Raw genomic sequence first — 25,303 nt, forward strand, 5'->3', positions numbered from 1 at the left:
GAAGCAGACATCCAGTTAAGTCTTGGAGTCCTCTTTTTCCAAAGCCTCGCCTCGCTTCAATAACGTGTCGATATCGATCCCGTTCTCACGCGCAGTCCAGTTTTTTGGCCAGCATGACGAGGTGCTGCCCAGATTCAGACCGGCTCGCATGATCGCACCGCCAGGGGTGTGAAATGCTTTTGTCGCGTAGAAAGTTTTACCAGTCAACGCATCCATAAAGACGATGGGTTGTTCTGTGACCGGAATGAGGAAGCCAACTCGCGCGTGGGTTTTTGAATCACCCTCTCGCGCGGCCGTGACTTCCTTTGCATTGGGCGCGATCCAAACTTTGGCCTCACGCTCACATAGTGTGTGAAATTGCCATCGGCCGATGATTTCATCCAAAAACGGCAGGCAAAGTATGAGTGGAAAGAGAAGCACCCTCGCCCTTACAGCGAACCGCTCAGGGAACAGGAATTTTGCAACTCTTTTGGCCACAGTACCAGCTAAGAGAAGCCAAGTGCCGGCTAGAAGAAGAACTATGAGACCAATCAACGACTTACTCCCTTCACCCACGGCGTACTTCGCTCAAACGGCTGCTTCTGGCCGATAGCCGAAGTTTAGCTGGTGGCTCCAGCGCCCATATCACCCAAGAAGGCGACTGGACAAAGCTGCACAGATGCTCACGTCCGCGATCTGGAAATGACCAAGAGAGCCGAAGTGAGTGTCCAGCTCCGGCCATTCCAGCTGTCCAACTCAGTTCGTCCCCATTGTCCAGCAGCGACCGAAATACGCAGGGGAGGGCGCACGCCCCGCGCATTCAGCCCTTCGGCTCCTACCTTGGCTGCAGGCCAGCCCTGCAGCACGGCGGTGTTGATTTCACACGGCCCATTCCTGCGAGCCTCTCCTGTGGCCCGTACGGCATTGCGCGCGTCTCCACATGCTTACAGTCAGGGCACAAAAACGTAAGACTGTATCCAATTCAACGCCAACACGGGTTAAGTACGCATGAGTTTCGCGAGCGTTACCAGCGTGCTGCTGACGTGTTCGCGGACCACCGCTTCGATCAATTCCGGGCGCTTGCGGCGCAGCGCGTCGATGATGAAGCCGTGCTCCTCGCGGCTTGGCCTGGGTTTGTAGGTCGACTGCAGCCACAGCCGCATATGGGGCTCGATGCACACGTGCAGCGCCGCAATCTGTGCCACCAGCCGCGGGCGGGCGCTCAGGCCGCACAGGTACAGGTGGAAGTCACGGTGCTCGGTGACCCACGCGGAAAGATCTTCTGCGCACCGGTCCATGGCGTCCAGCCGTCGCTCCAGTTCATCGATGTCTGCAGGGCCGATCCGGTCCAGGGCAGCGGTTGCTGCCAGACCTTCGAGCACCGCACGCATTTCGAACACCTCGATCGCCTCCTGGTGGTTCAGGCCGCGCACCACCGCACCGCGGTTGGGGCGGATGGTCAGCAGTTCTTGCGTTGCAAGGCGCCGGAACGCTTCGCGCACCGGCATTCGGCTCATTCCCAGTTGCGACGCAATCTCCTCGGGCACCAGGCGGTCGCCCGCCTTGAACTGGCCCATGCGGATTCCGTTGAGAAGGAAGCGATAGGCTTCTTCCTCGGCCGTTGCGGGGCTGGAAAAGGGTGTGAGCATGATGGCCATTCACTTTGATTGGATACACGAATATACTTTGGGGCATGCAGCCCCTTGACTGGTCGTTCCCCTATACCTCGCAAAAGATGCCACTGCTCGCGGCCAATGCCGTGAGCGCCAGCCAGCCTTTGGCGGCACAGGCCGGTCTGAGTATGCTGTACCAGGGGGGCAACGCCATCGATAGCGCGCTTGCCTGCGCGATTGCGCTGACCGTGGTCGAACCGGTCATGAACGGCATCGGCGGCGACATGTTCGTGCTGGTGTGGCATGAAGGCAGGTTGCATGGCTTGAACTCCAGCGGAGGCGCGCCCTCGCTCTGGACGCCGCAGTATTTCGACGGGCATGACAAGATGCCGGAGAAGGGCTGGGGTTCGGTGACGGTGCCGGGCCAGGTTGCAGGTTGGAAGGCGCTGTCCGATCGCTTTGGCAAGCTGCCCTTTGCGCGCCTGTTCGAACCGGCCATTCGGTACGCGCAGGAAGGCTTCATGGTGTCGCCGCAAATTGCGAGGCAGTGGGCCAACCAGGTTCCACGGCTCATCGACCAGCCGGGATTTCGCGACGCGTTCACATTGGACGGGCGTGCTCCGCGCGCAGGTGAGCTTTGGCGCTTTCCGGCACAAGCCAGGACGCTCGAGCAGATTGCCGAGAGCGGCGGCGAGAGCTTCTACCGGGGCGAACTTGCCGAGAAGATCGAAGCATTTGCCAGGCAGTGCGGCGGTGCGCTGCGCGCAACCGATCTCGCGGCGCACCGGGCCGAATGGGTCGAGCCCATTGCGCAGTCGTTTCGCGGCTATACGCTGCACGAGATTCCGCCCAATGGCCAAGGGATCGCGGCACTGATGGCGTTGGGAATATTGGACCACTTCGACCTGGCAGGGATGGGGGTAGACAGTGCCGACTATTACCACGTTGGCCTGGAGGCGATGAAGCTGGCCTTCGCCGACCTCAACAAGTACGTTGCCGATGCCCCTGCCATGTCGCCCGTCTCGGCTGCGCACTTGCTCGACGCGGCCTATCTGGCAGAGCGCGCGAAGCGCATCGACATGAAGCGCGCGGCCGATCCAGGCCCTGGCATGCCAAAGACCGGCGGCACGGTCTATCTTGCGTCAGCGGATGCGGCAGGCACCATGGTCTCTTACATCCAGTCGAATTACCACGGCTTTGGCTCCGGCGTGGTCGTTCCAGGCACCGGCATCAGTTTGCACAATCGCGGCGAAGACTTCAGCCTGGTCCCGGGCCATCCGAATATCGTCGCTCCAGGCAAGCGGCCATTGCACACCATCATCCCGGGTTTCATTACGCGCGATGGCGCACCCGTGATGGCGATGGGTGTCATGGGTGGATCGATGCAGGCACAAGGGCATGTACAGATGGTGACGCGGCTTGCCAGCTTCGGACAAAACCCGCAAGCGATGAGCGATGCTCCGCGGTTTCGCGTGGAGCCCGGCCCCACGGTCACGCTGGAATCGCATGTGCCTGGCGATGTGCCGGACTCTTTGCGCGCCCGCGGACACAAGGTCACCGTCGCGCAGCGCCAAAGCCTGGACTTCGGATCAGCCCAGCTGATCTACAAGGCAGAGCATGGGTACATCGCGGCTTCCGACTCGCGTCGGGACGGACAGGCCGTTGGCTTTTAGCGTGAGCGGCCAAGGCGCATCCCCCTTGCTGAAAAATCTGTCCTGATCGACGACGCCATGGCGTCTCCTTAACGCACTGAAATTCCTTTCCCCTCAACTGCAACAGCGCAACAAGCCAGGAGACACCCACAATGAAGCGACGAATCTTTTCCGCAGCAGCGGCAGCCTCAGCACTCTCACTGGGTTTGCCAGCATCTGGGCAAGACCGCACACTGAAGCTCATTGTCGGGTTTGCGCCCGGTGGCTCATCCGACCAACTGACCAGAATTCTGGCCGACAAGCTGCGCGCTTCGCTGGGGCAAAACGTCGTCGTCGAGAACAAGCCGGGCGCATCGGGCCGGGTGTCCATGGCAGAGCTCAAGCGATTGCCGCCGGATGGGCAGACACTGGTCATGGCCACCAGTGGCACGCTGGTGGTGGCGCCCTGGCTTTATCCCAATCTGCCGTACGATTCCGTAAAGGACTTCACGCCGATTGCGCGCGCCGCGAGCTTCGACTTTGCGCTCACCATTGGCCCTGCAGGCCCCCAACGCGATATCAAACATGTGTTGGCATGGATGAAAGCGAACCCCGACAAGGCGAACTTTGCCACGTCGGGCGCCGGCACACTGGGCCACTTCACGGGCGTGCTGCTTTCGCAGACCACTGGCGTCAATCTCACGCACATACCCTACAAGGGGGGCGCACCCGCGGCGCAAGATTTGGTAGCCGGGCTGCTGCCCATGATGGTGGACACAGCTTCTGAAACCCTGGAGCACCACAAGGCGGGCAGGGTGCGGATTGTCGCGGTGACTGGACAAGAGCGCTCCAGCGCTTTGCCCGACGTGCCCACCTTGAAGGAAGCGGGCATCAACATGACTGCGGATGGGTACTTCGCTCTGTACGGCCCTGCGGGGATGCAGCCGGCAGTCGTGCAGCGCATCGAACGGGCCGTGGCCGAGGCGCTTCGCGCCCAGGATGCGCGGGACAAGATTTCCGCGCTGGGGCTGATGCCCGATTACCTGGATTCAGCGGGGCTCAAGAAGCTGCAAGCCGAGCAGCTCAAACGCTGGGAACAGCCGGTGAAGGCCTCAGGCTTCAAGCCAGACTGAGCGCAGGCTTCGGTACGGGGAGCCAGACCCCCCCGTGCACGCGAATCAGTTGAATCGCCCTTGCGCAGCGCAGGCCACCAGCCGTCGACGATGTAGCGCACGCGAGGGTTGAGGTGGGCGCGTTGCTTCTTGATGGCGTGGCCGCCGGCACGCTGCCGGTGTCGATTGGGCGTGTGTTCAGCATCGACCAGATCGCTGAGGCCCACCGCGTGATGCAAGCCAACGAGGCGCGGGGCAAGATTGTCGTGCTGACGCGCTAACTGCTCTATGGGCCTGCACCCGGGTGTGGGCCCTGGGTGCAAGCGCAGATGCCGCGCGCAGGATCAGAAGCTGGCCGTTGCCGTCAGCATGACATTGCGCGGCTCGCCATATACGTTGCCGAAATCCACGCCGCGGATGCCCGAGTAGTAGACCTTGTCGAACAGGTTGTTGACGCTCAGCACCAGCTGGGCCTGCTTGCTGATCTGGTAGCCGACGCGCATGGCGGCGACCGCGTATGCGCGCTGCTCCGAGCGCACCGCGCCGTTCAATGCGTAGTAGCTGCTTTGCGCGTTGATTCCGCCACCGAGCGACCAGCGCCCGCCGTCCCAGGGCATGCGGTACTGCGCCCACAGCTTGACCAAATGCCTTGGCGTCTGCGGGCGAAACGCGAGCCCCTGGTTGGCACTGTCCTTGAGGTACTTCGTGGTGTTGAGGGTGTAGCCTGCGAACACATCCAGCTGGGGCAGCACCCGGCCCGTCACTTCGGCCTCGATGCCCTGGCTGCGCACCTTGCCTTCGGCCCGGTAGCACTGGTTGGCCACTGCGGCTGAGGCGCAGGGGGCGGCCGGGTCCTGCTGGGCCCGGTTTTCCTGGTCGATGCGAAACACCGCCAGGGAGGCGTTCAGTGCGCCGCCCAGGTATGCGCCTTTGATGCCTGCTTCGTAGTTGGCGCCGACCACCGGGTCGAGTTCGGCGCCGGTGGCGGTGAACTGGGTGGATTGCGGCAAAAAGATGTCGGAGTAGCTGGCGTACAGCGAATGGGTCTTGTCCAGCTCGTACACCAGGCCGGCATAGGGGGTGAGCTCACGCGCGTAGCGCACCTTGCGGCCGATGGCGGTGCTGCCGCTCACCAGGTTCTGGTTGTCCGTCTGGGTGGTGTACCAGTTCAGGCGTGCGCCGAGGATCAGTTTCAGGGGCTCGCTCACCGCGAAGCGGCCGCTGCCGTACACGCCATGCTGGCGCGTGCGCAAGGTGGTGCCGGAGGTGAACGGCCCTTCGGCGGGCTCTGCGATGGAATTCGGGTTGAAGCTGAACACGTCCGGGATGGCCACGGCGGGGAAGAAGGCCGACTGGCGCGATCGGGAGTCGTAGTCCTGCGCGTTCACGCCGACGGTGAGATCGTGCTGGCGGTCAAACAGCGTCACCTGTCCCGTTGCGTTGGCATCCAGGTTGCGGCGGTCGGCCTCGGATTGCCAGCGCAGGCCTGTGTAGACCGAGGCCGCACGCGTCGCAGGGTTGACGCCAAAATTGGTGTCGGTGCCGCGCGTGATGCTGCGCTTGAAATCCTGTTCCTGCGGCGAGCTGTTGAAGCCCAGGTTCAGCTTCCAGCCGCTCTCCAGTTGGTGGTCCAGGTTGAAGAACACTTCGCGGATGTCTTGCGACCAGCGGTTCCAGGCGGGGGCCAGGTAGGTGGAGCGGGGAAGCCCCAGGCTGCTCCCGTCGCTGTAGCGCGGCAACCCGAAAATCCAGGGGACGGCATCGACCTTTTGTTGCTGCCCGCCCAGGGTCAGTTTCGTGGCCGGGCCCAGGTCGACATCGACCACGCCGTACAGCACGGATTTGCGGGATTCCATGACATCCACATGGTAGTCGCGGTTCTCCTGCACGGCCACGACGCGGGCGCGCACCGAGCCCGAGGCGTTGATGGGCCCGCCGATGTCGGCCTCGCCACGGTAGAAGCTCCACGACCCGGCGCTGGCCGTTGCGGACGCGGAAAACACCGGCGTGGGCTTCTTGCGCACCAGGTTCACCGTGGCCGAAGGATTGCCCGCACCTTGCAGCAGCCCGGCCGCGCCGCGGATGACCTCGACGCGGTCGTACACGGCCAGATCCGCGCCGGTGAACGAGGTGCCCAGGAAGGTCTGCGGTACGCCGTCTGCCTGGTAGTTGTTGACGAGGAACCCGCGCGATATGACGTTGGCCGAACCGGCCGGGCCGGTGGTGGTGTCGATCTGCAGGCCCGTCATCTGGTCCAGGGCGCTCTCTATCTGTGTCAGGTTCTGGTCGTCGATGCGCTGGCGGGTCAGCACGCTCACCGACTGGGGAATCTCTTTGAGCGAGCGGGGGGACTTGCCGATGGTGACGGCCGGTGTCGTATAGGAGCCGGTGCCTTCGGTGGCGTATGTGCTCTCCCGTTCAGCCGTTACCTTGACCGGCGCCAGCGTGGCCTCGCTGGTCTTTTCGCTCACGGGTGCCAGCCGCAGAACATACCGCCCCTGGGGGTCTGGCACCGCCTGCAGACCGGTGCCGGCCAGCAGCGCGGCCAGCGCGGCAGCTGGCGTCGCACTGCCTTGCACGCCGGGGCTTTGCTTGCCCTGGGCCAGCTCCGTGCTGCCGGTGAGCAGCACGCCGGATTCGGACAGGAAGCGCGTGAGCACCGTGCTCAGCGGCCCTGCGGGAATGTTGTAGCTGCGGGGGGCTGTGGTTGTTGTTGCCTGGGTCGCGCTGGCCGCTGCCGGCTGCGCCTGGGCTGTGCCTGCCCAGCCGCCCACGGCAATGCCCCCTGCCAGCAGCAGGTGGGCGGCAAGGGCTGTGGGGCGCACGGCAATGGGGAGCTGGCTGCTGCGCGCAGGGGTGGGCCGCAGCGGTGCGTGACGAGACATGTGGTTTACCTCTTGCTTGGTCGGTTGGGTTCTGGCGGCGGACCAGCCACCCGTGCTGCGGCGCCAGGGAGCGCGCTGTGCACAAGGGGGCTTGTGTGTCCTCAGCAGGTAAACCGGACGAGAGGCAAAAAAGTGGAAGCAGGGGGCAAAAAAAGATCCAGGGCCACCGGCCACCGCCCTGCGCCAGGGCGTTCGGCTGGCACCGCCGGTCAGCGGGTGCGGGCCTCGATGGTGGTCCACCAGGGCAGTGGCTGGCGCACCTGGATGGGCAGCGCCTGCTGGAGCATGTCCAGCGTGCCCTCGAAGTCATCGAGCGGGTAGCTGCCCAGCACGGTGAGGTGCGCCACATCGGGTGCTACGGCGATATGGCCGCGCCGATAGCGGCCCAGCTCCTGCACCACCCGGGACAGGGGCAAGTCCTGCGCCAGCAGAATGCCGCGCGACCAGGCTTCGCGCGCCGGGTCTGCCGGCGTCTGCGTCTGCATTTGGTGTGCAGTGAAGCGGACCTGGTGCCCCGCCTGGATGACGTGGCTGGCACTGGTGCTGGTGCCTGCCAGGGTGACTTGCACCGCACCTTCATACACGGCCAGCTGGGTAGCGCCATCGCCATCCAGCCGCACGTTGAACCGGGTACCCAGGGCCTGCATGCGCCCGTGGGCAGTGTCGACGACGAAGGGGCGAGCGCGGTCCGGGGCTGTCTGAACCAGGACTTCGCCGCTGCGCAGGCGCAGGCGGCGCAGGTCGGCGCGGTAATCCTCGTCGATGGCGCTGGCGCTGGCGAGCCATACCTGGGTGCCATCGGCCAGGGTGAGCTTGCGCCGTTCGCCGGTGGCGGTGCGGTGGTCGGCGCCCCAGGCGACAAGTGGCCCGGCCGTGCCCGCGTGCTGCCACAGTGCCCAGCCGAACACACCGCTGCCCGCCATGGCCGCCACCCCCAGCACCAGCGAGCGGCGCTTGGCCAGCCGTTGGTTGGCGGACTGCAGTGCGTCGGCCGCAAGCCGCGGCGAAGGCACGGACTGCAGGGGCGAAAAGCGCTGGCTGACGCGCTCCACCACCGCCCAGGCGGCCTGGCTTTCGCCGCCACTGGCAAGCCATGCCTGCCAGCGGGCGTGGTCTGCATCGGTGGCGGTGCCCGACTGGAGCAGCGAAAACCAGGTGGCTGCCTGCTCCATGGCCTCGTGGGTAGGGGCGTGCAGGGCAGGGGGCGTGGCGCTCATGGGGCGGCGTTGCCGTGCGTGGCCGGGTGGCCCGCCTCCAGCCGCATGCAGTGGAGCATGGCCTGGGTGATGTAGGTGCCCACCGTGCGCGAGCTGACACCCAGCTCGCTGGCGATCTCCTGGTGCGTCATGCCGCAGGCAGCAGACAGCACGAACGCCCGGCCGGCCTTGGGTGGCAGGTTGCGCAGCATGGTGTCGATTTCCCGCAGGGCCTGCAGCACGGTGTACTGCTCTTCGGCGGAGGGCGCCAGGGCTTCGGGCAGCACCGCCAGCGTGTCCAGCCAGGCACGCTCGACCACCCTGTGCCGCCAGAGATCCACGCATAGGCCTTTGGCAACCACGCGCAGATAGGCGCGCGCCTGCGGCTGGCTATCGAAGCGCTGCGGCGAGCGGATCAGCCGGACAAAGGTGTCGTGGGCCAGGTCGGCGGCCTCGGCGGTGTTGTCCAGCCGGCGCCGCAACCAGCCTTGAAGCCAGTGGTGATGGTCGAGGTACAGGTGCTCGACGGTGGGTGGGGAAATGTAGTCCGTAGTGCTCACGACGAATGAGAAGAGGAGATTTCACTGAAAATCAATGAGAATGAGTTGCATTATCTGTCTTTGGGGGGATGGATGGCAAGCTTGCCTTGAATGGGCTCACGCCTGTAAGCGCTGATCGGCCTGCGGGAGACGGGCCCCTTGGCCCGACACCGCCTCGCGCTAAGCCAGGCGGCTGCGCGGCGGCAAACCGTGGGTCACCTGCGCCTGGCTGCGCAGGCCGCGCACGAAGCCGGCGATCGCCGCGCCCACTTCATCGGGCGTGGTCTCCTGGAGGTAGTGGCTGCCCTTCACCGTGACTTCGATCTGGTGGGGCCAGGTCTTCGCGATGCCGTACAGGCGGTTGGTCAGCAGGTAGCCGGGCTCGGCCCGGATGAGCAGCTTGGGGACATCGCTCTGGCCCAGCCAGCGCGAATAGTCCTCGGCGATCTGCACGGTGTGCGCGGGCTGACCCTCGATCGGCAAATCGAACGAGATCATGGGCCTGCGGTCCTCTCCGGGTTGGAGGAAGGGCGCGCGGTATTGCGCCTTTTCCACGTCGGAGAATTCACGCGCACCGAGCAGAAAACCTTCGAGGAAATCCAGCCCCTGCAAACTGGCTTCCAGTCCTTCAGGCGTCATTTGCCTGAGCTGCGCCTGCACATGGCCGGGGAAGTCGGAGACGAGCAGCGGGGCGACGATGGATTCCATGTAGGCAATGCCCTGAACGCGGTTGCGGTGCTGATTCGCCCAGTCAAAGCCGAACATCGAACCCGTGTCATGCAGGACCAGGATCACCTCGTTGCCCAGGTCCAGCGCATCCCACAGGCCGTGCAGGTACTTGCGCTGCTCGTTGAAGCCGTAGCGGGACACGCCCAGCGCCGGATCGAGCTTCTCGGAATCGCCCATGCCCATGAAATCAGCGGCGATCAAGCGCCCATGTCCCTTGAGGTGCCGCATCACATTGCGCCAGAGGTAGGAAGACGCTGGGTTGCCGTGCTGGAAGACGATGGACGGCCCCTCGCCTTCGTCGATGTAGGCCATCCTGTGGCCGTGAATGTCGAGGTACTTCTTCGCTGCAAAAGGCTGCTCCGAGACCTTGGCGTGAAATTGGCTCATTCGTTTCTCCAGTCGATTGGGGGTAGTGGTGTGGTTGCGCCGGTCAGCGCGCGGCGTAGTTCAGGGGTGCCTGGACCACTGCGGTCGCAGGCGCATGGGGCGAGGGCAGTGCGCGGGCGGCGTTTTGGGTGGAGAAGGAGGCCGCCAGCAGAACCAGCCCGACTGCTGCGGGAATGGCGCCCTTGGGCTTGCGAACCCCCAGGTGTGCCAGGCCGGACAGGACCAGGTGGTAGAAGATGCCGGCATACGCGAGGTCGCTGAGCGCCACGTTGAAGTGCCACAGGATCGCAATGGGACCGAGCAACTTGATGGCGATCATGAAAGGCACAAGGAGCGGTGCTGAGTACCCCAGTTCTGCCTGCGCCTTGCGAACGAACTCACCCTTGGCGATATACATGGCAGCAGAGGCGAAGTACAGCAGCGAAAGCAGCGCGGTGGAGATCCAGTAGAGGTAGGTGGTGGCCATGGTGTTTTGCTGATCAGCATTGAAGTTCGACATGCAGCAAGGATGTCGTCTAAGATGAATATTGACAAGTAGGATGAAAAAATGGTGCTTAGTATGAAAAACCATACCAATGAAGATGCCGAGATCAACATGCACGAGGAAATGCGCCGCGCATTTGCCCTGCTTTCGGGCAAGTGGAAGCTGGAAATCATGTGGCTGCTCAACCAGCGGATCTACCGCTTTGGCGAGTTGCGCAAGGCCATCCCCGGCATCACGCAGCACATGCTGACGGCGCAGTTGCGTGAGCTGGAGGCGGACGGCTTGGTCTCGCGCACCGTGTTTGCGCAGGTGCCGCCGCGCGTTGAATACGAGATGACGCAAAAGGCCCGCGGACTGGGGCCGACGATGAAGGCCCTCATGGACTGGTGGACCGAGTACGGGCAAAGCGTGCCGGTCAAGAAGGCTGCGCGTGGCCGTGCATCCAGTGCCACCAGGTCGAGCAAGGGGTAGTGACCCGCGCCGTGCAGCGGGCCATTCCTGCGCTGCCTGGATTGCGGGCTGTTGAACGCGCTTTTCAAACGCACCAGGGTGCGCAAGGCTCCCCCTGCCTTTGGGTGACAGGCGTCACGTTCGGCCTGCAAAAAAAGCGGCGCAACCGGATGGTCCACGGCGAGAATAATTCCGGGCAGGCAGTCCGCGATCACCGTGTGCTGCCTGACCATCCTCGACAACTGCGAACCATACAACAAGGAGAAGATCGCATGTACTGGACACAACGAGTTATGCCACTGAAGGCGCTCAAGGCCCTCATGGCCTCTGCCACGCTCATGGGCCTCGCCGCCTGTGGTGGCGGTGGTGGTGACGACCCCGTCGCTACGCCCTACGCCCTGGGCGGCACGGTGAGCGGCGTGCCCAGCGGCAAGCCTGTGCTGCTGAGCAGCGGCAGTGGGGAGGACCTGACCGTGGCCGCCGATGGCAGCTTCACCTTCACCAAGCCGCTGGCGGATGGCGCGAGGTATTCGGTCGCCGTCAAGACGGCACCCCAAGGCTCGGGCTGCGTGGTGCGCAATGGCTCCGGCACCGTGGCCGGCGCTGCGGTGAACACGGTGGCGGTGCGCTGCGTGCCCCTGGCCACCCTGTCGGATGGCGCATGGGAGCAGGACCGGTGCCAGCCACCGGCCAGTGGCAGCAGCGGCGTGCGCGAGCTGTGGAGCCTGTCGACCAACGCGACCAGCGGCCAGGTCACGGTCGGTGTGGGCACGGTGACCTACGGCAACGCGCAATGCGATGGCGTAGGTGTCGCCGCCACGGGTGCCTTGAGCCGTACCTTCTGGTTCCAGCCGGAACGCACCGAGGCCGGCGCAGGCCTGGCGGCCTTCTGGGGCAAGCGCCAGACCTTCCCGGGTGGGCTGTTGAACCCTGCGGTCTTCACCCCCGTGGTGCTGGTGCGCAAGGCCAACAACCTGTGCCTGCTGGAAGACACCGCCGTGCCATCGGCCTTCCCCAACGCTGCCAGCCTGGACACTGCCGTGAGCGCGGCGATTGCTGGCGGGCAGTGCTACACCCCGCGCTAAGGTAGAACGCGCGTGTGCTTGCCGGCCGTGGGTGCCGGCAGGTGAACCGCGCGGCATGGAATTGGCCCTGCGTGTGCAGACGCGGGCCACGCCTACCGCGCTTCGATGACCTCTTTGGCACGCCGCGCGAGGGCGTCCATCCCGAAAGGCTTGGTCATGACGTGCATGCCGGGCTCCAGATGGCTGGCGTCCAGTGCGGACTGTGCGTAGCCGGTCACGAACAGCACCTTGAGCCCGGGGCGCTGGCTGCGCGCGGCGTCGGCCACCTGGCGGCCGTTCATGCCGCCGGGCAGGCCCACATCGGTGATGAGCAGGTCGATGGGGCGGTCCGAGCGCAGCCAGTGCATGGCTTCGGTGCCGTCGCCGGCCTCCAGCGTGGCGTAGCCCAGGTCCTGCATGACCTCCACGATCAGCATGCGCAGTGACGCTTCGTCGTCCACCACCAGCACGGTCTGGCCCTGATCGGCACGCGGCGGTGCGGCCGGGCGTTGCTCGGGCGGCGCCTGCTCTGGCATGCGCTCGCTGCGCGGCAGATCGATGCACACCGCAGTGCCCACACCCACCGTCGACTCGATGCTGACGCGCCCGCCGGATTGCTTGGCAAAACCATACACCATCGACAGACCCAGGCCCGTGCCCATGCCCAGCGGCTTGGTGGTGAAGAAGGGGTCGAAGGCCCTGGCCGCCACCTCGGGCGGCATGCCGGTGCCGTTGTCGCGCACGCACAGGGACACATAGCTGCCGGGCGTGAGGTCTGCGGCCTGGGCCGCGCGCGCATCCAGGGTGCGGTTGCCGGTTTCGATGACCATGCGCCCGCCCTCGGGCATGGCATCGCGCGCGTTGATGCACAAATTGAGCAAGGCACTTTCGAGCTGGCCGGCATCCACATGCACGTTCCACAGGCCGGGCGCAGCGATGACCTCGACATGGATCTCGGGGCCGACCGTGCGGCGCAGCAGCTCCTCCATGCCGTGCACGAGCTGGTCGAGCGCCAGGGTCTTGGGCTCCAGCGTCTGGCGGCGCGAGAAGGCCAGCAGGCGGTGGGTGAGCGATGCGGCGCGCTTGGCCGCACCCTGCGCCATGCCGATGTAGCGCTCCATGTCGGGGGTGAGGTTGGCGCCGCCACGCCGGCGCAGCAGCTCCAGGGCGCCGGTGATGGAGCCCAGCAGGTTGTTGAAGTCGTGCGCCAGACCGCCGGTGAGCTGGCCAACGGCTTCGAGCTTCTGGCTTTGGCGCAGCTGCTCCTTGGCCGCCTCCAGCTCTGCGGCGCGCTCTTCGACCTGGCGCTCCAGCGAGGCGGCAAACGCCTGCAGCGCGATTTGCGCCTCGCGCCGGCCCAGCACGGAGCGCAGGCGGTCGCCGACCTCGCGCACGAAGTCCACCTCGTCATCGGTCCAGACACGGGGCTGGCTGTGGTTGAGGTACAGCAGCCCGACAAAATTGCCCTGCTCGCGCAGCGGCATGTTGAGCACGGCACGGGCCGATATGGCCTCCAGCGCGTGCGCGTTGCCCTGGGTGCGCGGGTCTTCGCGGGCGTCGGCGAAAGCCACGGTGATACCGCGCGCCAGGTCGTCGATGTAGGAGCCGTAGTCGCGAAACTGCAGCACCCCCGCAAGGGTCTGCACGCCGGGCGCGTTCCAGTCGCGTTCGATGGTGATGGTCTCGGCGGTCTTGTCCACCACCCCATAGCCCGCACGGTCCACGTTGAAATGGTGCGCCAGGGTTTGCGCCGCGGCATAGCCGATCTCGACCACGTCGTCCATGTCGCGGATGCGGTCGCTCAGCTGCACCAGGGCCAGCTGCCGCTCTTGCGCTTGCACGATGGCTGCGTCTGCCTGCTGCAGGCGGCGCTCTGCCACGCCCAGGGTGCGCCGGCTGGCCGCTTCCTTGAGTGCGCGGTCCAGCACGAAGGGCAGGCGTTCCAGCCGGTTCTTGCTCACGTAGTCGGTGGCGCCGCGCTTGAGCAGCTCGACCGCGTTGTCTTCGCCGATCACGCCGGAGACAAAGATGAAGGGTACGTCGGGGGCGTGCCTGCGCACCAGCTCCAGGGCCGCACCGCCTGAAAAGCCGGGCAGCTCGAAGTCGGACAGGACCACGTCGAAGCGCATTTGCCCCAGCGCCTGGGTGAAGCTCGGGCCATCGCTCACGAGGGTGACGTCCGCGGCGGGCAGCGCGCTCTTGAGCGCTTCGGCGAGCAGTTCTGCGTCGAAGCGGGAGTCTTCCAGTACCAGCACGCGCAGGTGCGTCGTCGAGTCCATGGCAGGCAGCTGGCTACAGGGGCTCGCCACGGCGGCTGGCTTTGGAGGAGCCCGGTGGTGGCTCGTTGAGCACGGCCCAGAACACGCCCAGGTCGCCGATGGCAGAGACGAAGCGGTCGAAGGCCACCGGCTTGACGACGTAGGCGTTGACGCCCAGCTCATAGCTCTTGACGACGTCGTTTTCTTCCTGGGACGATGTCAGCATCACGACCGGCAGGCTGCGCAGCGCCGGGTCGGCGCGCACGGCCTGCAGCACCTCCAGCCCATTGACCTTGGGCAGCTTGAGGTCCAGCAGGACCACGGCCGGGTTGCCCGCATCGCGCCCGGCAAAGTCGCCTTCACGCCGCAGGTAGTCCAGGGCCTGCGCGCCGTCGCGCATGACCACGACCTCGTTGGCCAACTGGCTGCGCTCCAGCGCAATGAGGGTGAGTTCCAGATCACGCTTGTCGTCTTCGACCAGCAAAATGGGCTTTAGCATCAAAGGCTCCTGGGGGAGGGGGTGTTCCTGGATGGAGAGGGGGCGTCTGCCGCCGCGCCGGGCGCCACGCGCGGCAATATAAAGCCAAAGCGGGCGCCCTGGTCCGGCGTGCCTGAACCCCAGACGGTGCCGCCGTGGCGCTCGACGATGCGCTTGACGATGGCCAGGCCGATGCCCGTGCCCTCGAACTCGTCGGCCTGGTGCAGGCGCTGGAACACGCCGAACAGCTTGTTGGCGTACTCCATGTTGAAGCCCACGCCGTTGTCCTCGACCTCGATGCCGTCGCCCTCTGGCCTGCGCAGCGCGCGCACGCTGATGCGCGCGGGGTCGCGGCCACGCGAGTATTTGAGCGCGTTGCTCAGAAAGTTGCGCGTGGCCACCTGCAGCAGCAGCGGGTCGCCAAACAGTTCGGGGTAGCTGGGCTCCAGAGCCCATTGCACATTGCGCCCGGGCTCCTGGCGCGACAGCTCGCGCACCAGCTCCTGCAGCAGCACCTGCATGTCGACGGGGCGCTGCTTGAGCGCGGCCCGCCCCATGCGCGAAAAATCCAGCAGCGCATCGACCAACTGGCCCGCGTAGGCGGCCGCGTCCTTGACGTTGCCCAGGTAGCGCAGGGCCCGTTCGGACAGCGCCTTTTTCTCCAGGTCAACCACCAGGTCCACATAGCCCGCAATGTGGCGCATGGGCGCGCGCAGGTCGTGCGACACGGTGTACGAGAAGGCTTCGAGCTCCTTGTTCACCCGCGTCAGCTCGTGGGCCACTTCCTCGAACTCTTCTGCGCGGCGCAGCACGATCCCGATGAGGGCCTGGCGCAGCTCGCCCGCCACGGCCACTTCCGCAGCCGACCAGGGCAGGCAGGCGCCGCGGATGCTTTCCTGCCAGCTGTCGAAGCTGCGCCGGGGGTGGATGCGGCCGTCGGCGGCCACCTGGTTCTTGCGCGGGTTGCCGGCCCAGGTGACGGTTTTGACGATCTCGGGCCGAAACCACAGGATCACGTGGCGGTGCACCTGGGAGATGGACACGGCCAGCACCCCGGCCGCCACATCCTTGAAGCCCTGTGCCGGCGCATGGTCCTGCGCCAGCTGGTGGCTGTGGAACACCTCTGCGCCCAGCCCCTCGATCCAGTTGGCCAGGTCCATGACGGCCTGCTGCGGTGGCACCTCGCCTACGCTCCAGACCTCGTCGTCGCGCACCACCGCCACGCCGCTGGCGCGGGCAAATCGCAGCATCGCAGGCACCTGGGCCAGCAGGCTCAGCGTGCCATCGCTCTCGGACAGGTGCGAGACGATCTCCAGCGTGAGCTGGCGCAAGGCCAGTTGTTCTGCCACATGGCCGGTCGCCTCCTTGGACTGGATCTGCAGGGCCAGCAACTGGCCCAGGTGCTCGCAGGCCAGCCGCGTGGCCACGCCGACGTGGCGCGGAGCATGGCCATGGCAGGACACCAGCCCCCACAGCCTGCCCTCGATGACGATGGACACCGACATGGACGACAGCGTGCCCATGTTGCGCATGTACTCCAGGTGCACTGGCGAGACGCTGCGCAGCTGCGCCTGGGACAGGTCGATGTCCGAGGGCTGCAGTGCTGCGCCATGGATGCGCAGCGCCACCGGCGTGTAGTTGGCGTCGGCAATCAGGCGAAACTGGTTGAGCACGTACAGTGCACGCGCCTGCAGGGGAATGTCGTCCGCCGGAAAGTGGTGGCCGGCATAGCTGTCGTAGCCCGGGTCCACGTCCTCGGCCAGCACCTGGCCGTGGCCCGCGTCGTCGAAGCGGTAGACCATGCACCGCCCGAAGCCTGTCAGGCGCTTCATTTCGGTGGCGGCCAGCTGGGCCAGCTGCTCGATGGAGCTTGCGGCCTGCAGGCGCGGCAGAAAGATGCGGGTGAGCGAGTAGATGGGGGCCCCGTTGCCATCGGCAGGCGCGGCGGGCTCGAACTCGGCCAGCAGGTGCCGGTCCGTGCAGTGGGCTGATACGTCCCACCGCTCGCCGGCCTGCGCTGCCCACACCCCCAGGGACACTGGCACCGCCCCAGGGGGATTGGCTGGCAGCGCGCTGCTTGTCAGGTGGGCCAGTGCCGCCTGCAGGCTGCCGTCGGGCCAGTTGTCGCTGGAGGCAAGCAGTTGCCGCGTGGACGCATCGAGCACCAGCAAGCGGCCGTGGGGCTGAATGGCCCCAGGCACACGGATGGGCTCTGTGTGGCAGGAGAAAAGATCAGGGTCAGCGGTGGGCGGCAGGCCTGGGTTTGACGTCATGAACAAAGGTAGAACGGCCTGCGACCGTGCGCAGGACAACGCGCATGATGCCCTGGATTTCAGGCCATGCATGTCAGAAGTTTCCTATAAAAACGGCCCGGCGCTCAGCCCTGCGCCCGCGCGCGCGCCAGCTCGTTGCCCACCGCCGCGTTCAGCGTCTCCAGGTCGAAAGGCTTCTTGAGCACCGATTGCACGCCCACGAGTTTTTCGACCTCGGCCATGTCGGCGTAGCCCGTGGCCATCAGCACCGGGATGCCGGGGTAGATCTGCCGCGCGGCGGTGATGAACTCGGCGCCGTTCATGCCGGGCATGAGGTAGTCGGCCATCAGCAGGTCGGGCATGCGCCGGCGCAGCTCGCGCAGGCCGCTCTCGCCGTCGCTGGCTTCGCGCACGCTGTAGCTGAGCAGCCGCAGCCCTTCGGCGATGCCCTGCCTCACGGCGTCGTCGTCTTCCACCACCAGCACTTCGGTGCGGGCCTTGGCATGCCCCGTGCCGTTGCGGTCGGCGGCTGCGGTGCTGCCGTCGCCGTCGCCCGAGGCGTCGTGGGCCTGTGCGAAGCGCAGCGTGAGGGTGGTGCCCTCGCCCTCGGTGCTGTGCATCTCCACGCTGCCGCCGGACTGGTTGGCAAAGCCGTAGACCTGGCTGAGCCCCAGGCCCGTGCCTTCGCCTTCGCCCTTGGTGGTGAAGAAGGGGTCGAACACCTTGGCCTGCAGGGCCTCGGGGATGCCGCAGCCGGTGTCCTGCACGCTGATGTGCACCTGGCGGCTGCCATCTGCCGCGCAGGGCAGGGCGGTGCGGATGGTCAGGGTGCCGCCGTCGGGCATGGCATCGCGTGAGTTGACGGCCATGTTCAGCAGGGCCATCTCCAACTGGGCGCCGTCGAGCAGGGCCCAGGCCTGGCCGTCGCAGATGTCGATGCGGACCTGCACCTTGGAGCCCACCGACACCTCGATCAGCTCGCGCAGGTTGAGCACCATGGCGTTCACGTCGTGCAGCCGGGGCAGCAGGCTTTGCGCGCGCGCAAACGACAGCAGCTGGGCGGTGAGGCGTGCGCCGCGGTCCACCGAATCCTTGGCGCGGCGTGCGTAGTCGGCCAGGCGCTTTTCGGTGGCCAGGCGCATGATGAACTGCAGGTTCAGGTTGACCGCGTGCAGCAGGTTGTTGAAGTCGTGCGCAATGCCGCCGGTGAGCCGGCCAATGGCTTCGAGCTTCTGGCCCTGCACCACCTTGGACTGCATGCGCTCGCGGTCGGCGATCTCGCGCATCAGCCGGTCGTTGGCGTTCGCCAGGTCGCTGGTGCGCGCGGCGATGCGGCTTTCGAGCCCGGCGTTGAGCCGCTCCACCGTCTGTTTCGCGGTCTCCAGGTCGGACAGGTGCCGCCGCGTGGCGTACTGCCGGTTGCGCGCCCGCAGTGCCGAGCGCACCGCGCTCACCAGCGTCTCGGGGTTGACCGGGCGCTCCAGGATGACCAGGTTACCGAGCTCGTGCAGTGAGGCGGTGGCGCGCAGTGACCGGCGGCTGGCCTGGCGCGTGGCCAGCACGACGAACGGAAAATCCGACCACGCGGGCTGGCGCGCCAGGTACTGGCGCAGCGATTCACCCAGGCCGCCCGCCAGCACTTCCTCGGTGAGGATGGCGGCGGCGGCTGCGACCTCCAGCTCGGCTAACACCGCGGCCGCGTCGGGGCAGACCACGCATTGCACGCCATCGCCGCAAACCACCGATGCGATGACCTTGGCGTCGCGCCCGTGGGGCGCCAGAATGAGGACACGGCTCTCCATGCGGTGCCCGGTCATGCGCGCGAATGCGCGTTGTCGCTGTCGCCCAGCAGGGGCTGGCGGCCCGTGTACTGCGCAGCGCCGACGAGGATGCCGTGGAAGTCGGACAGGGGCTTGCCGATCTCGACCCCGTTGGCGCCCAGGCGGAACTCGCGGATGGTGGTCTGGTGCGCCGTGGTGCGGCTCTTGATGACCGAGATGGCCTTGAGCACCTCGCCGCGCGCCTCAAAGAAGCGGTACTGCACCATGGCATCGCTCAGATAGCTCAGGTCGATGTCGGCCCTCATCTCGCCCACGGTGCCGTGCAGCGACAGGATGATGAGCGTGACCACGCCCTTGAGGTTCAGGTACGACAGCAGCTCGTGCATCTGCAGCAACAGGTACTGCCCGCCGGGCATGGCCTGCATGTAGGAGTTGAGGCTGTCGAGCACCACCATCGTCACCCCGTCGACTTCGACCGCATTGCGCACGGCCTGGGCGAACTGGCCGGGTGATACCTCGGCCGGGTCGAAAGAGCGGATCAGCAGCTGGCCCGATGCGATGAAGGGGTCGATGTCGAGCCCCAGGGCCAGCGAGCGCTGGCGCAGCGAGTTGAGGCCTTCGTCGAAGAGGTAGAACGCCACCTTGTCGCCGCGCCGCATGGCGGCCACCGCGCAGCTGGTGGCGGTGGTGGTCTTGCCCACGCCGGCCGGGCCGGCCAGCAGCAGGTTGCTGCCGGGCGACAGGCCGCCGCCCAGCATTTCATCGAAGGCAGCCGTGCCGGTGGGGATGGGCGTGCCGTCGAAGCTGCCGCCATGCTCGCCCGCCGACAGGCGCGGAAAGACCACCAGGCCCCCCCGGTCCAGATCGAAGTCGTGGTCGCCGCTGCGAAACCGCACCCCGCGCAGCTTGACCACGCGCAGCTGGCGCTTGTCGGGCCCGTAGGTGTTGGCGTTCTGGTTCAAATGCACCACGCCATGCGCAATGCTGTGCAGCTGCTGGTCGCCTTCGCCCGAGGTCTTGTCGTCGAGCATGAGCACGGTGCAGCCCATCTGCGCGAAAAAGCGCTTCAGAGCGAGTATCTGGCGCCGGTAGCGCAGGGGGCTCTGGGCCAGCAGGCGCAGCTCGGACAGGCTGTCGAAGGCCACGCGCTGGGGCTTGAGCTCACCCACCAGCTTCATCACCTCGCGGGTGGTTTCGCCCAGCTCGAACTCCGAGGGGTGCAGGATGGTCTGCTCTGCGTCTTCGCTCAGCCCTTCGTCACTCACCAGATCGAAGACCTTGATGCCGTCGAGCGACCAGCCGTGGGACTGGGCGACCTGCTCCAGCTCCTCCGAGGTTTCGGACAGGGTGACGTACAGCCCCCGCTCGCCCTTCTCGCGCCCCTCGATCAGGAACTGCAGCGCCAGCGTGGTCTTGCCGGTGCCGGGGCTGCCTTCGACCAGGTAGAGGTGCCGCGTGGGCAGGCCGCCGGCCAGCACGTCGTCGAGCCCGGCAATGCCGGTGCGTGCGATGCCTTGCGTGGCGGGTTCGGTTGCGATAGGGGTGCTGAGGGTGCTTGTCAAATGGATCCTTTCTGTGGCTCGCCCCCGCTGGGGGTGGGGCCCGTGCAGCGCATGCATTCCCTGTGGGACAAGGCCAGTCGCGGTAAGGAGCGGCCCGTTGCGCAGATGTATCCAATTTTGAATGGGCGGTGTCGAAACGAAAGTCAGCCCACTTCGGCAGACCAAGGAAGGGCGGGTCCTACAGGGCCCCCCTGCGCTGCGGTTGTAGCGCGCACAGGGTGGACGCGGGTAACAGCGGTGTTCATGAACGGTTGGCCAGGGGGTTTTCCTACAGAGGCCCCTCGGCGCTGCCAAGAAACTGGTTGCACCGTTTCAAGTTGACCGATGATCTACCGCTTTCACATTGCACCCATCGACGCGCCCGATGCCTCGTCCCCGGGCGAGAGGCCGCCGGGCCCCGGCGAACTGCTGCAGGCATACACCCGCCTGAGCGATGCGCTGGGGCAGTTTCTTCAATCCGTGCCGCGCATGGGCATGTCACTCACCGCCGCCGAGCATGGCGAGCAGGGGCTGGAGATCTGGCTGGACAGCCAGCTCGACGCCCAGAGCGTTCACCACCTCGTGGCATCGTTTCTGCGGGACATGAACCGTGCCACGCCGGGCTTGCAGCTTGCCCTGCGGCAGCGCGTGGCACCGTGAGCCAGTGGTCCGTTGCACCATGCGTGCGTTGCAGTTCGTTGCAAACACTGCAGCCACATGGGGTGTACAAGCAGCCGGAGGTGGGGGAAGTGCGGGGCCGGCGCAGGCTGCTGGCTACCCCGTGCGGCGCTGCCTTTGCGCCAGGAATATCCGGCCATACGGCGTGACCGAGTCGACGACGACATGCGGCTCGGGGCTGGCACATGCCACCACCTTGCCCTCGACCAGATTCGCCCGCGCGAGGGCTTGGTAGGCCTCGATGTCGGATCGTTCAACAAGCCGCAGGGGCATGCATTCCAGGGTCAGCCGTCGCAGAAAGATCAGGTCCATGCGGTGTCAGGGTGCGCGCAGCAATGCGCCAGAGTGTCTACTCCCTACAGGGTAAGCGCGTTGGCCGGTTTGGCAAGTGCCTGCATGTAAGGTGCCGTTACACCAGGCAGGCGTTGGTCAGCACCACCGCCATGCCGCCGCCGCTACCCCAACCGCACCTCAAACCGGCTGCCATCGCGCACGGCCAGCCCCCGGTAGCCCGCCAGGCGCGCCACAGAGAGTGCCCGCACCCAGCGCTGCAGCGCCACCAGGTCGTGGGCCGACACATCCTCGGGCTCCACGCGCTCCAGGGCGTCGATGGTGTGCATGGTGGCGGCAATGTCGTCGGGGCTGCCGAACTGGTGCTCCAGGGCCACGGCAAAGCGCACCTCTGCAGCAGTGCGTTCGGCCTGCGCAAGGCCGGGGTAGTCGCACAGTGCGACGGTGTAGGTGGCGTCCAGAACATCCATGGTCAATCTCCAAAATACTGTATGAATTTACAGTATTTCTGCGGCGCGCGGGCAGAAGATTGGTGCGGCCGGGCCAAATAGTGACTGTGCTGGCGGGGCTGCTATGGATTTGCGAGCGCGGTTCGCTCAGGCGGGCGTTGGAGCCCATGCCCCTCGTGCCGCGCGCGCCCCTGGCATCCCTCGGAGCGAAGAGAATGGTGCTTTAGACAATGAGGTCCCTGTGAGCCCAACCCATCCCCATGCCGAACTCATTGCCTGTTTCAAAAGGGCGCAGGCAGATGCAGCGCACAAGTTCGGGCTCATCCAGGCGGCTGCGAAGAAAGGGCCTGGCGCTATTCAAGCGGCTGCAGACACCGCAGCCAAGGCCGCGAAGCGCCGGGATTCGTACGCGCAGAAGCTCAAAGCCCTGGGGGTGGACCTGCAGGATTGAGTGGGGCACGGGCTGGCTCGACCCGCTGAAACGACAACGCCAGAGGCGTTTTGTGAGCCACGCTAGTCCGTTGGGAGACCCCCCGGCTCTGCCGGGGAGGCAGTAGAAGTTTGACGTATTCGTAGGTATGGATGTCCATCGCAGAAACTGCCAATCGTGAGCCGCCAAGCAAACGAAAGGAAGAACTGGATGGACAAGATAGAAAGCCTAAATCACACGAAATGGGACTGCAAGTACCACGTGGTGTTCATACCGAAATGTCGAAGAAAGACGCTGTACCTGGAGCTGCGAAAGCACCTGGGGGAGGTGTTTCGGACATTGGCGAGTCAAAAGGAGAGCCAGATAGAAGAGGGGCATCTGATGCCGGACCACGTGCACATGATGCTATCGATACCGCCGAAATACGCGGTGTCGCAGGTGGTGGGATACATCCAAGGCAAGAGCGCGATCCATCTGGCCAGGGTGTATGCAGAGCGCAGAAGGAATTTTGTAGGCCAACACTTTTGGGCGCGAGGGTACTTTGTTTCGACGGTGGGACGAGACGAAGAGGTGATCCGCAACTACATAAGGCACCAAGAGGAGGAGGACGCGAGATTGGAACAGCTTGGGTTGTGGAGGTAGCGGCCACCGAATAGGTGGCGCAAAGAGTTGGGGCCGCGTTAGCGACCCCGTTTAGCCGCTTTGAGCGGCTCACATCCCGAAAGCCCCCGGCTTTGCCGGGGGATGGTTACTCCTTTGGCAGCCCGTACCGCGCGGCACGCTCTTGCAGGCGCTGCTGTTCGCGCAGCAGCACCTTGCTCACCTTGCGCAGGTTGGCGATCTGGGCCTCGATCGCAATGCGCTTGTCGGCCATCAGGCGGGCGCCCTTGGCGCAGTCGATGCTTTTGGCGCGCATGGCATCGAGCACCTGGCGAATCTCCTGCAGCGAGAAGCCCAGCGACTGCAGTTGCTGCAGCAGGGCCGCGTCCCTGGCGGCCGACTCGGGGTAGTCGCGGTAGTTGTTCTGGCCGCGTTGCACGCCGACCAGCAGCCCCTCGCGTTCATAAAAGCGCAGCGCGTGGCGGCCCAGGCCGGTGCGGCTTTCCAGCTCCGATATGCGCATCAAAATTCCCTTGACTGTAGACCTTGCTCTGCAGATTAGCATGGCTTTTTTGAAGAGGGCACACCATGCATTTGCTGGTCGAAAAGACGGTCTCCATCCACCGGCCTGTGCAGGCGGTGTTTGGCTACATATCGAACATGGAGCAGTTTGGCGAGTGGTTCCCGGGCGTCATCGCGATCGAATCGCTCGGCGCGCTTGCCCATGGGCAGCCGGGCAAGGAGTACCTTGAAACCGTGGTCGTGCCCCTCAGGGGGCGCCGGCAGGTCACCCTGCAGGTGCGCGAAGCCCGGGCCCCCGGGTTCTTTGCCACCGAGGGGCGGTTGCTGCCGCTGCTGCCGCGCATGGAGATCTCGCTGCATGCCACGGCGCCGCAGTCCTGCGAACTCACTTGGCACATGTTCAGCCGAAGCCGCAGCCTTGCCGTCCGCTGCCTGCTGCTCCCGCTGGCCAGGCGGGTCATGCGGCAACGGGCAGGCCGGGGCCTGGCGGCTTTGAAGGTGCGCATGGAGGGGGGTGCCGGTACCTGAACACGGGTGGAATTTGTGCGCTGCGTATTTCGGTCACTTCTGGGCAGTCGGATCGAATTCAGTGGTACGGCGGGGCCGGGGTGAATCGGACACCCATATCGGCGCTTGTGGACATCTCCAGTTCGCTGACGATGGGCACTTTTCCGCTTCGCTCAGTCGCCTTCTTGGGTGATCGAGGGCATGGGCGTGAGCAGCTAGACTTTCGTTGTCGGCCAAAAGCGGTGCGGCACATCGTCGGTGGCGACGCCGTCTTCATGAAAAGGATCTTCAAGGCCATCGGCCAACTGGGCAGCAAGGCCGACGCCGCTGTGCTGGCCAGCCGGTTCGATGCCGCCGCCGAAGATCGACCGGATGTGCTGCAAGCGTTTGAGGCGGCGCTGGCGCGTTGGGAAAAGAAGAAGGTGTGATGCCCGGATCGAGAAGGACGGCTTTGGGCCCAGATCGGTCTATCACCTTGCCATGTGGATCGGCCATTTGCAGTTGTTCGGTTAAAGCCCCGTCCCGCAAGGCAAACACGGCCAATGTCGAACACTTCGCATCTCAAGGGGCATCGCTCCGCTGAAGCCCAGTTTGAAAATCGCGAGCGGGACTTTGGGGCGTGATGGAGGATAATTGGGCTCTTATAAATGTGGCTTATGGAATCACGAGGAAAAAAACGTGCTGTTAACTGATATCGCCGTCGAGCACACGCTGGCGTCTAAAAATGGAGGACCTCGTGAGACGCTTTTTTTGCATCCCTTTACGAACACTCAACGGGATTCTCTGGGTAAATTCGAGATCGTACGTAGCGTCCGTAAGCTTGGGGATAAAGAAGTGAAGTGCTCAACATTCGTTTCGTTTCAGCATTTGGCGGAGTTATATGCAAAAGGGGTGCTCGAAGAATTCGGGTTTTCCGTTCGCATGTGTGCTGCAGGTGGCAAGCACCCCGGTACGAATCCCGTAAAAAAAATACTCCCGACCAGTATCAAACCTGGCTCACCGTTCGACCTGGCAGTTCAAGGCATCGATATTTCAAAACCAGCTACCCGCGAATTGAGAACAGCGTTGCTTCGCACTGACGTCAAGCTTTAAGGGCACCTGTGAATCAATCTGTTGCCAATTTCGAAATCATCGCCACTTTCAAACGGGCGCAGGCAGATGCTGCTCACAAGTCCGGATTGATCAAAGCCGCTGCAAAAAAGGGGCCAAAGGCCATCCAAGCAGCCGTTGACGCAGCTGCAAAGGCAGCAAAACGCCGGGACGCATACGCAAAGAAGCTGGATGCCTTGGGCGTGAGTCTCAAGGACTGAGAGGCTGAGAATCTTTCGTCCAGGCCCGCCTTGCACGCCAAAAAACCCCGGCTCGTCGAAAGCAAATGCTCGCCTTAGAGCGGCTAACAAAACTCAGCGAAGCGGTTCTGGCTAGGCGGTGCGTCGCAGGCAGTACG

The 25,303-nt window shown here is 65.1% G+C and carries 26 protein-coding genes; 11 read left to right on the forward strand and 15 right to left on the reverse strand.

Features of this window, described 5'->3' with window-relative positions; all coding sequences use genetic code 11:
* Positions 1–15: 15 nt before the first annotated feature.
* On the reverse strand, positions 16–534 hold the full coding sequence (locus ASE31_RS31690; protein ID WP_157412520.1) for a hypothetical protein: 519 nt from the start codon (positions 532–534) through the stop codon (positions 16–18).
* A 443-nt stretch (positions 535–977) separates the two neighbouring features.
* Entirely contained in the window at positions 978–1,637 is a 660-nt protein-coding gene (locus ASE31_RS16010; RefSeq protein WP_057202809.1) for a GntR family transcriptional regulator, read from the reverse strand.
* A gap of 35 nt (positions 1,638–1,672) precedes the next feature.
* On the opposite strand from ASE31_RS16010, the gene ggt reads away from it, so the two are divergent.
* From ggt to ASE31_RS31070, 3 genes are all read left to right on the forward strand, one after another.
* The gene (ggt, locus tag ASE31_RS16015) at positions 1,673–3,265 is read left to right on the forward strand and encodes a gamma-glutamyltransferase (RefSeq protein WP_082604186.1); all 1,593 of its coding nucleotides are present in this window, start codon (positions 1,673–1,675) and stop codon (positions 3,263–3,265) included.
* A gap of 131 nt (positions 3,266–3,396) precedes the next feature.
* Positions 3,397–4,356 carry a tripartite tricarboxylate transporter substrate binding protein gene (locus ASE31_RS16020; protein WP_057202810.1) on the forward strand — a complete coding sequence of 320 codons (960 nt, stop codon included), beginning with the start codon at positions 3,397–3,399 and terminating at the stop codon, positions 4,354–4,356.
* Between the two features lie 113 nt (positions 4,357–4,469).
* A complete protein-coding gene (locus ASE31_RS31070; protein WP_235514548.1) occupies positions 4,470–4,616 on the forward strand; it encodes a zinc-binding dehydrogenase in 147 nt (48 codons plus the stop codon).
* 63 nt (positions 4,617–4,679) lie between these two features.
* Here ASE31_RS31070 and ASE31_RS16025 read toward each other — a convergent pair whose 3' ends face one another.
* The 5 genes from ASE31_RS16025 to ASE31_RS16045 form a co-directional block, all read right to left on the reverse strand.
* The gene (locus ASE31_RS16025; RefSeq protein WP_057202811.1) at positions 4,680–7,220 is read right to left on the reverse strand and encodes a TonB-dependent siderophore receptor; all 2,541 of its coding nucleotides are present in this window, start codon (positions 7,218–7,220) and stop codon (positions 4,680–4,682) included.
* Between the two features lie 209 nt (positions 7,221–7,429).
* A complete protein-coding gene (locus tag ASE31_RS16030) occupies positions 7,430–8,437 on the reverse strand; it encodes a FecR family protein (protein ID WP_057202812.1) in 1,008 nt (335 codons plus the stop codon).
* Complete coding sequence (locus ASE31_RS16035) at positions 8,434–8,976, reverse strand: sigma-70 family RNA polymerase sigma factor (RefSeq protein WP_057202813.1); 543 nt, start codon at positions 8,974–8,976, stop codon at positions 8,434–8,436. Before ASE31_RS16035 ends, ASE31_RS16030 begins: the two co-directional genes overlap by 4 nt.
* Before the next feature lie 159 nt (positions 8,977–9,135).
* Positions 9,136–10,071: a haloalkane dehalogenase gene (locus ASE31_RS16040; RefSeq protein ID WP_057202814.1), complete on the reverse strand. Its 936-nt coding sequence runs from the start codon at positions 10,069–10,071 to the stop codon at positions 9,136–9,138.
* A 43-nt stretch (positions 10,072–10,114) separates the two neighbouring features.
* On the reverse strand, positions 10,115–10,537 hold the full coding sequence (locus tag ASE31_RS16045; protein WP_057202873.1) for a DoxX family protein: 423 nt from the start codon (positions 10,535–10,537) through the stop codon (positions 10,115–10,117).
* Between the two features lie 93 nt (positions 10,538–10,630).
* On the opposite strand from ASE31_RS16045, the gene ASE31_RS16050 reads away from it, so the two are divergent.
* Entirely contained in the window at positions 10,631–11,026 is a 396-nt protein-coding gene (locus ASE31_RS16050; protein ID WP_057202815.1) for a helix-turn-helix domain-containing protein, read from the forward strand.
* A 272-nt stretch (positions 11,027–11,298) separates the two neighbouring features.
* A complete protein-coding gene (locus tag ASE31_RS16055) occupies positions 11,299–12,090 on the forward strand; it encodes a hypothetical protein (RefSeq protein WP_057202816.1) in 792 nt (263 codons plus the stop codon).
* A gap of 92 nt (positions 12,091–12,182) precedes the next feature.
* Here the strand turns inward: ASE31_RS16055 and ASE31_RS16060 are convergent, their stop codons facing one another.
* The 5 genes from ASE31_RS16060 to ASE31_RS16080 form a co-directional block, all read right to left on the reverse strand.
* Complete coding sequence (locus ASE31_RS16060; RefSeq protein WP_057202817.1) at positions 12,183–14,348, reverse strand: response regulator; 2,166 nt, start codon at positions 14,346–14,348, stop codon at positions 12,183–12,185.
* 13 nt (positions 14,349–14,361) lie between these two features.
* Positions 14,362–14,826 (reverse strand): response regulator, encoded by a 465-nt coding sequence (locus ASE31_RS16065; RefSeq protein WP_057202818.1) that lies wholly within the window; start codon positions 14,824–14,826, stop codon positions 14,362–14,364.
* Positions 14,826–17,078, reverse strand: a complete 2,253-nt coding sequence (locus ASE31_RS16070; RefSeq protein ID WP_057202874.1) for an ATP-binding protein — start codon at positions 17,076–17,078, stop codon at positions 14,826–14,828. Before ASE31_RS16070 ends, ASE31_RS16065 begins: the two co-directional genes overlap by 1 nt.
* 104 nt (positions 17,079–17,182) lie before the next feature.
* A complete protein-coding gene (locus ASE31_RS16075) occupies positions 17,183–18,874 on the reverse strand; it encodes a response regulator (protein WP_235514552.1) in 1,692 nt (563 codons plus the stop codon).
* Complete coding sequence (locus ASE31_RS16080; RefSeq protein ID WP_057202820.1) at positions 18,871–20,400, reverse strand: ATPase domain-containing protein; 1,530 nt, start codon at positions 20,398–20,400, stop codon at positions 18,871–18,873. The genes ASE31_RS16075 and ASE31_RS16080 overlap by 4 nt, the downstream gene beginning before the upstream one ends.
* A gap of 324 nt (positions 20,401–20,724) precedes the next feature.
* Between ASE31_RS16080 and ASE31_RS16085 the strand changes: the two genes are divergently transcribed.
* On the forward strand, positions 20,725–21,039 hold the full coding sequence (locus ASE31_RS16085; protein ID WP_057202821.1) for a hypothetical protein: 315 nt from the start codon (positions 20,725–20,727) through the stop codon (positions 21,037–21,039).
* A 114-nt stretch (positions 21,040–21,153) separates the two neighbouring features.
* Here the strand turns inward: ASE31_RS16085 and ASE31_RS16090 are convergent, their stop codons facing one another.
* Both ASE31_RS16090 and ASE31_RS16095 read right to left on the reverse strand, forming a co-directional pair.
* Positions 21,154–21,369: a hypothetical protein gene (locus ASE31_RS16090; protein WP_057202822.1), complete on the reverse strand. Its 216-nt coding sequence runs from the start codon at positions 21,367–21,369 to the stop codon at positions 21,154–21,156.
* Positions 21,370–21,512: 143 nt separating this feature from the next.
* The gene (locus ASE31_RS16095) at positions 21,513–21,818 is read right to left on the reverse strand and encodes a hypothetical protein (RefSeq protein ID WP_057202823.1); all 306 of its coding nucleotides are present in this window, start codon (positions 21,816–21,818) and stop codon (positions 21,513–21,515) included.
* A 619-nt stretch (positions 21,819–22,437) separates the two neighbouring features.
* Here ASE31_RS16095 and tnpA point away from each other — a divergent pair.
* A complete protein-coding gene (tnpA, locus tag ASE31_RS16105; protein WP_057202825.1) occupies positions 22,438–22,869 on the forward strand; it encodes an IS200/IS605 family transposase in 432 nt (143 codons plus the stop codon).
* A 106-nt stretch (positions 22,870–22,975) separates the two neighbouring features.
* Here tnpA and ASE31_RS16110 read toward each other — a convergent pair whose 3' ends face one another.
* Positions 22,976–23,350, reverse strand: a complete 375-nt coding sequence (locus ASE31_RS16110) for a MerR family transcriptional regulator (protein ID WP_057202826.1) — start codon at positions 23,348–23,350, stop codon at positions 22,976–22,978.
* 65 nt (positions 23,351–23,415) lie between these two features.
* Here ASE31_RS16110 and ASE31_RS16115 point away from each other — a divergent pair, with 65 nt between their 5' ends.
* The 4 genes from ASE31_RS16115 (at position 23,416) to ASE31_RS31080 (ending at position 25,166) form a co-directional block, all read left to right on the forward strand.
* The gene (locus tag ASE31_RS16115) at positions 23,416–23,877 is read left to right on the forward strand and encodes an SRPBCC family protein (RefSeq protein ID WP_057202827.1); all 462 of its coding nucleotides are present in this window, start codon (positions 23,416–23,418) and stop codon (positions 23,875–23,877) included.
* Between the two features lie 107 nt (positions 23,878–23,984).
* Positions 23,985–24,284: a hypothetical protein gene (locus ASE31_RS32060; RefSeq protein ID WP_162261402.1), complete on the forward strand. Its 300-nt coding sequence runs from the start codon at positions 23,985–23,987 to the stop codon at positions 24,282–24,284.
* Positions 24,285–24,534: 250 nt separating this feature from the next.
* On the forward strand, positions 24,535–24,948 hold the full coding sequence (locus ASE31_RS31075) for a hypothetical protein (RefSeq protein ID WP_082604190.1): 414 nt from the start codon (positions 24,535–24,537) through the stop codon (positions 24,946–24,948).
* 8 nt (positions 24,949–24,956) lie between these two features.
* Positions 24,957–25,166: a hypothetical protein gene (locus ASE31_RS31080; RefSeq protein WP_082604191.1), complete on the forward strand. Its 210-nt coding sequence runs from the start codon at positions 24,957–24,959 to the stop codon at positions 25,164–25,166.
* The last annotated feature ends 137 nt before the right edge of the window (positions 25,167–25,303 follow it).

Source organism: Acidovorax sp. Root217, from assembly GCF_001428645.1.
In the GTDB taxonomy this organism is placed as follows: domain Bacteria; phylum Pseudomonadota; class Gammaproteobacteria; order Burkholderiales; family Burkholderiaceae_C; genus Acidovorax.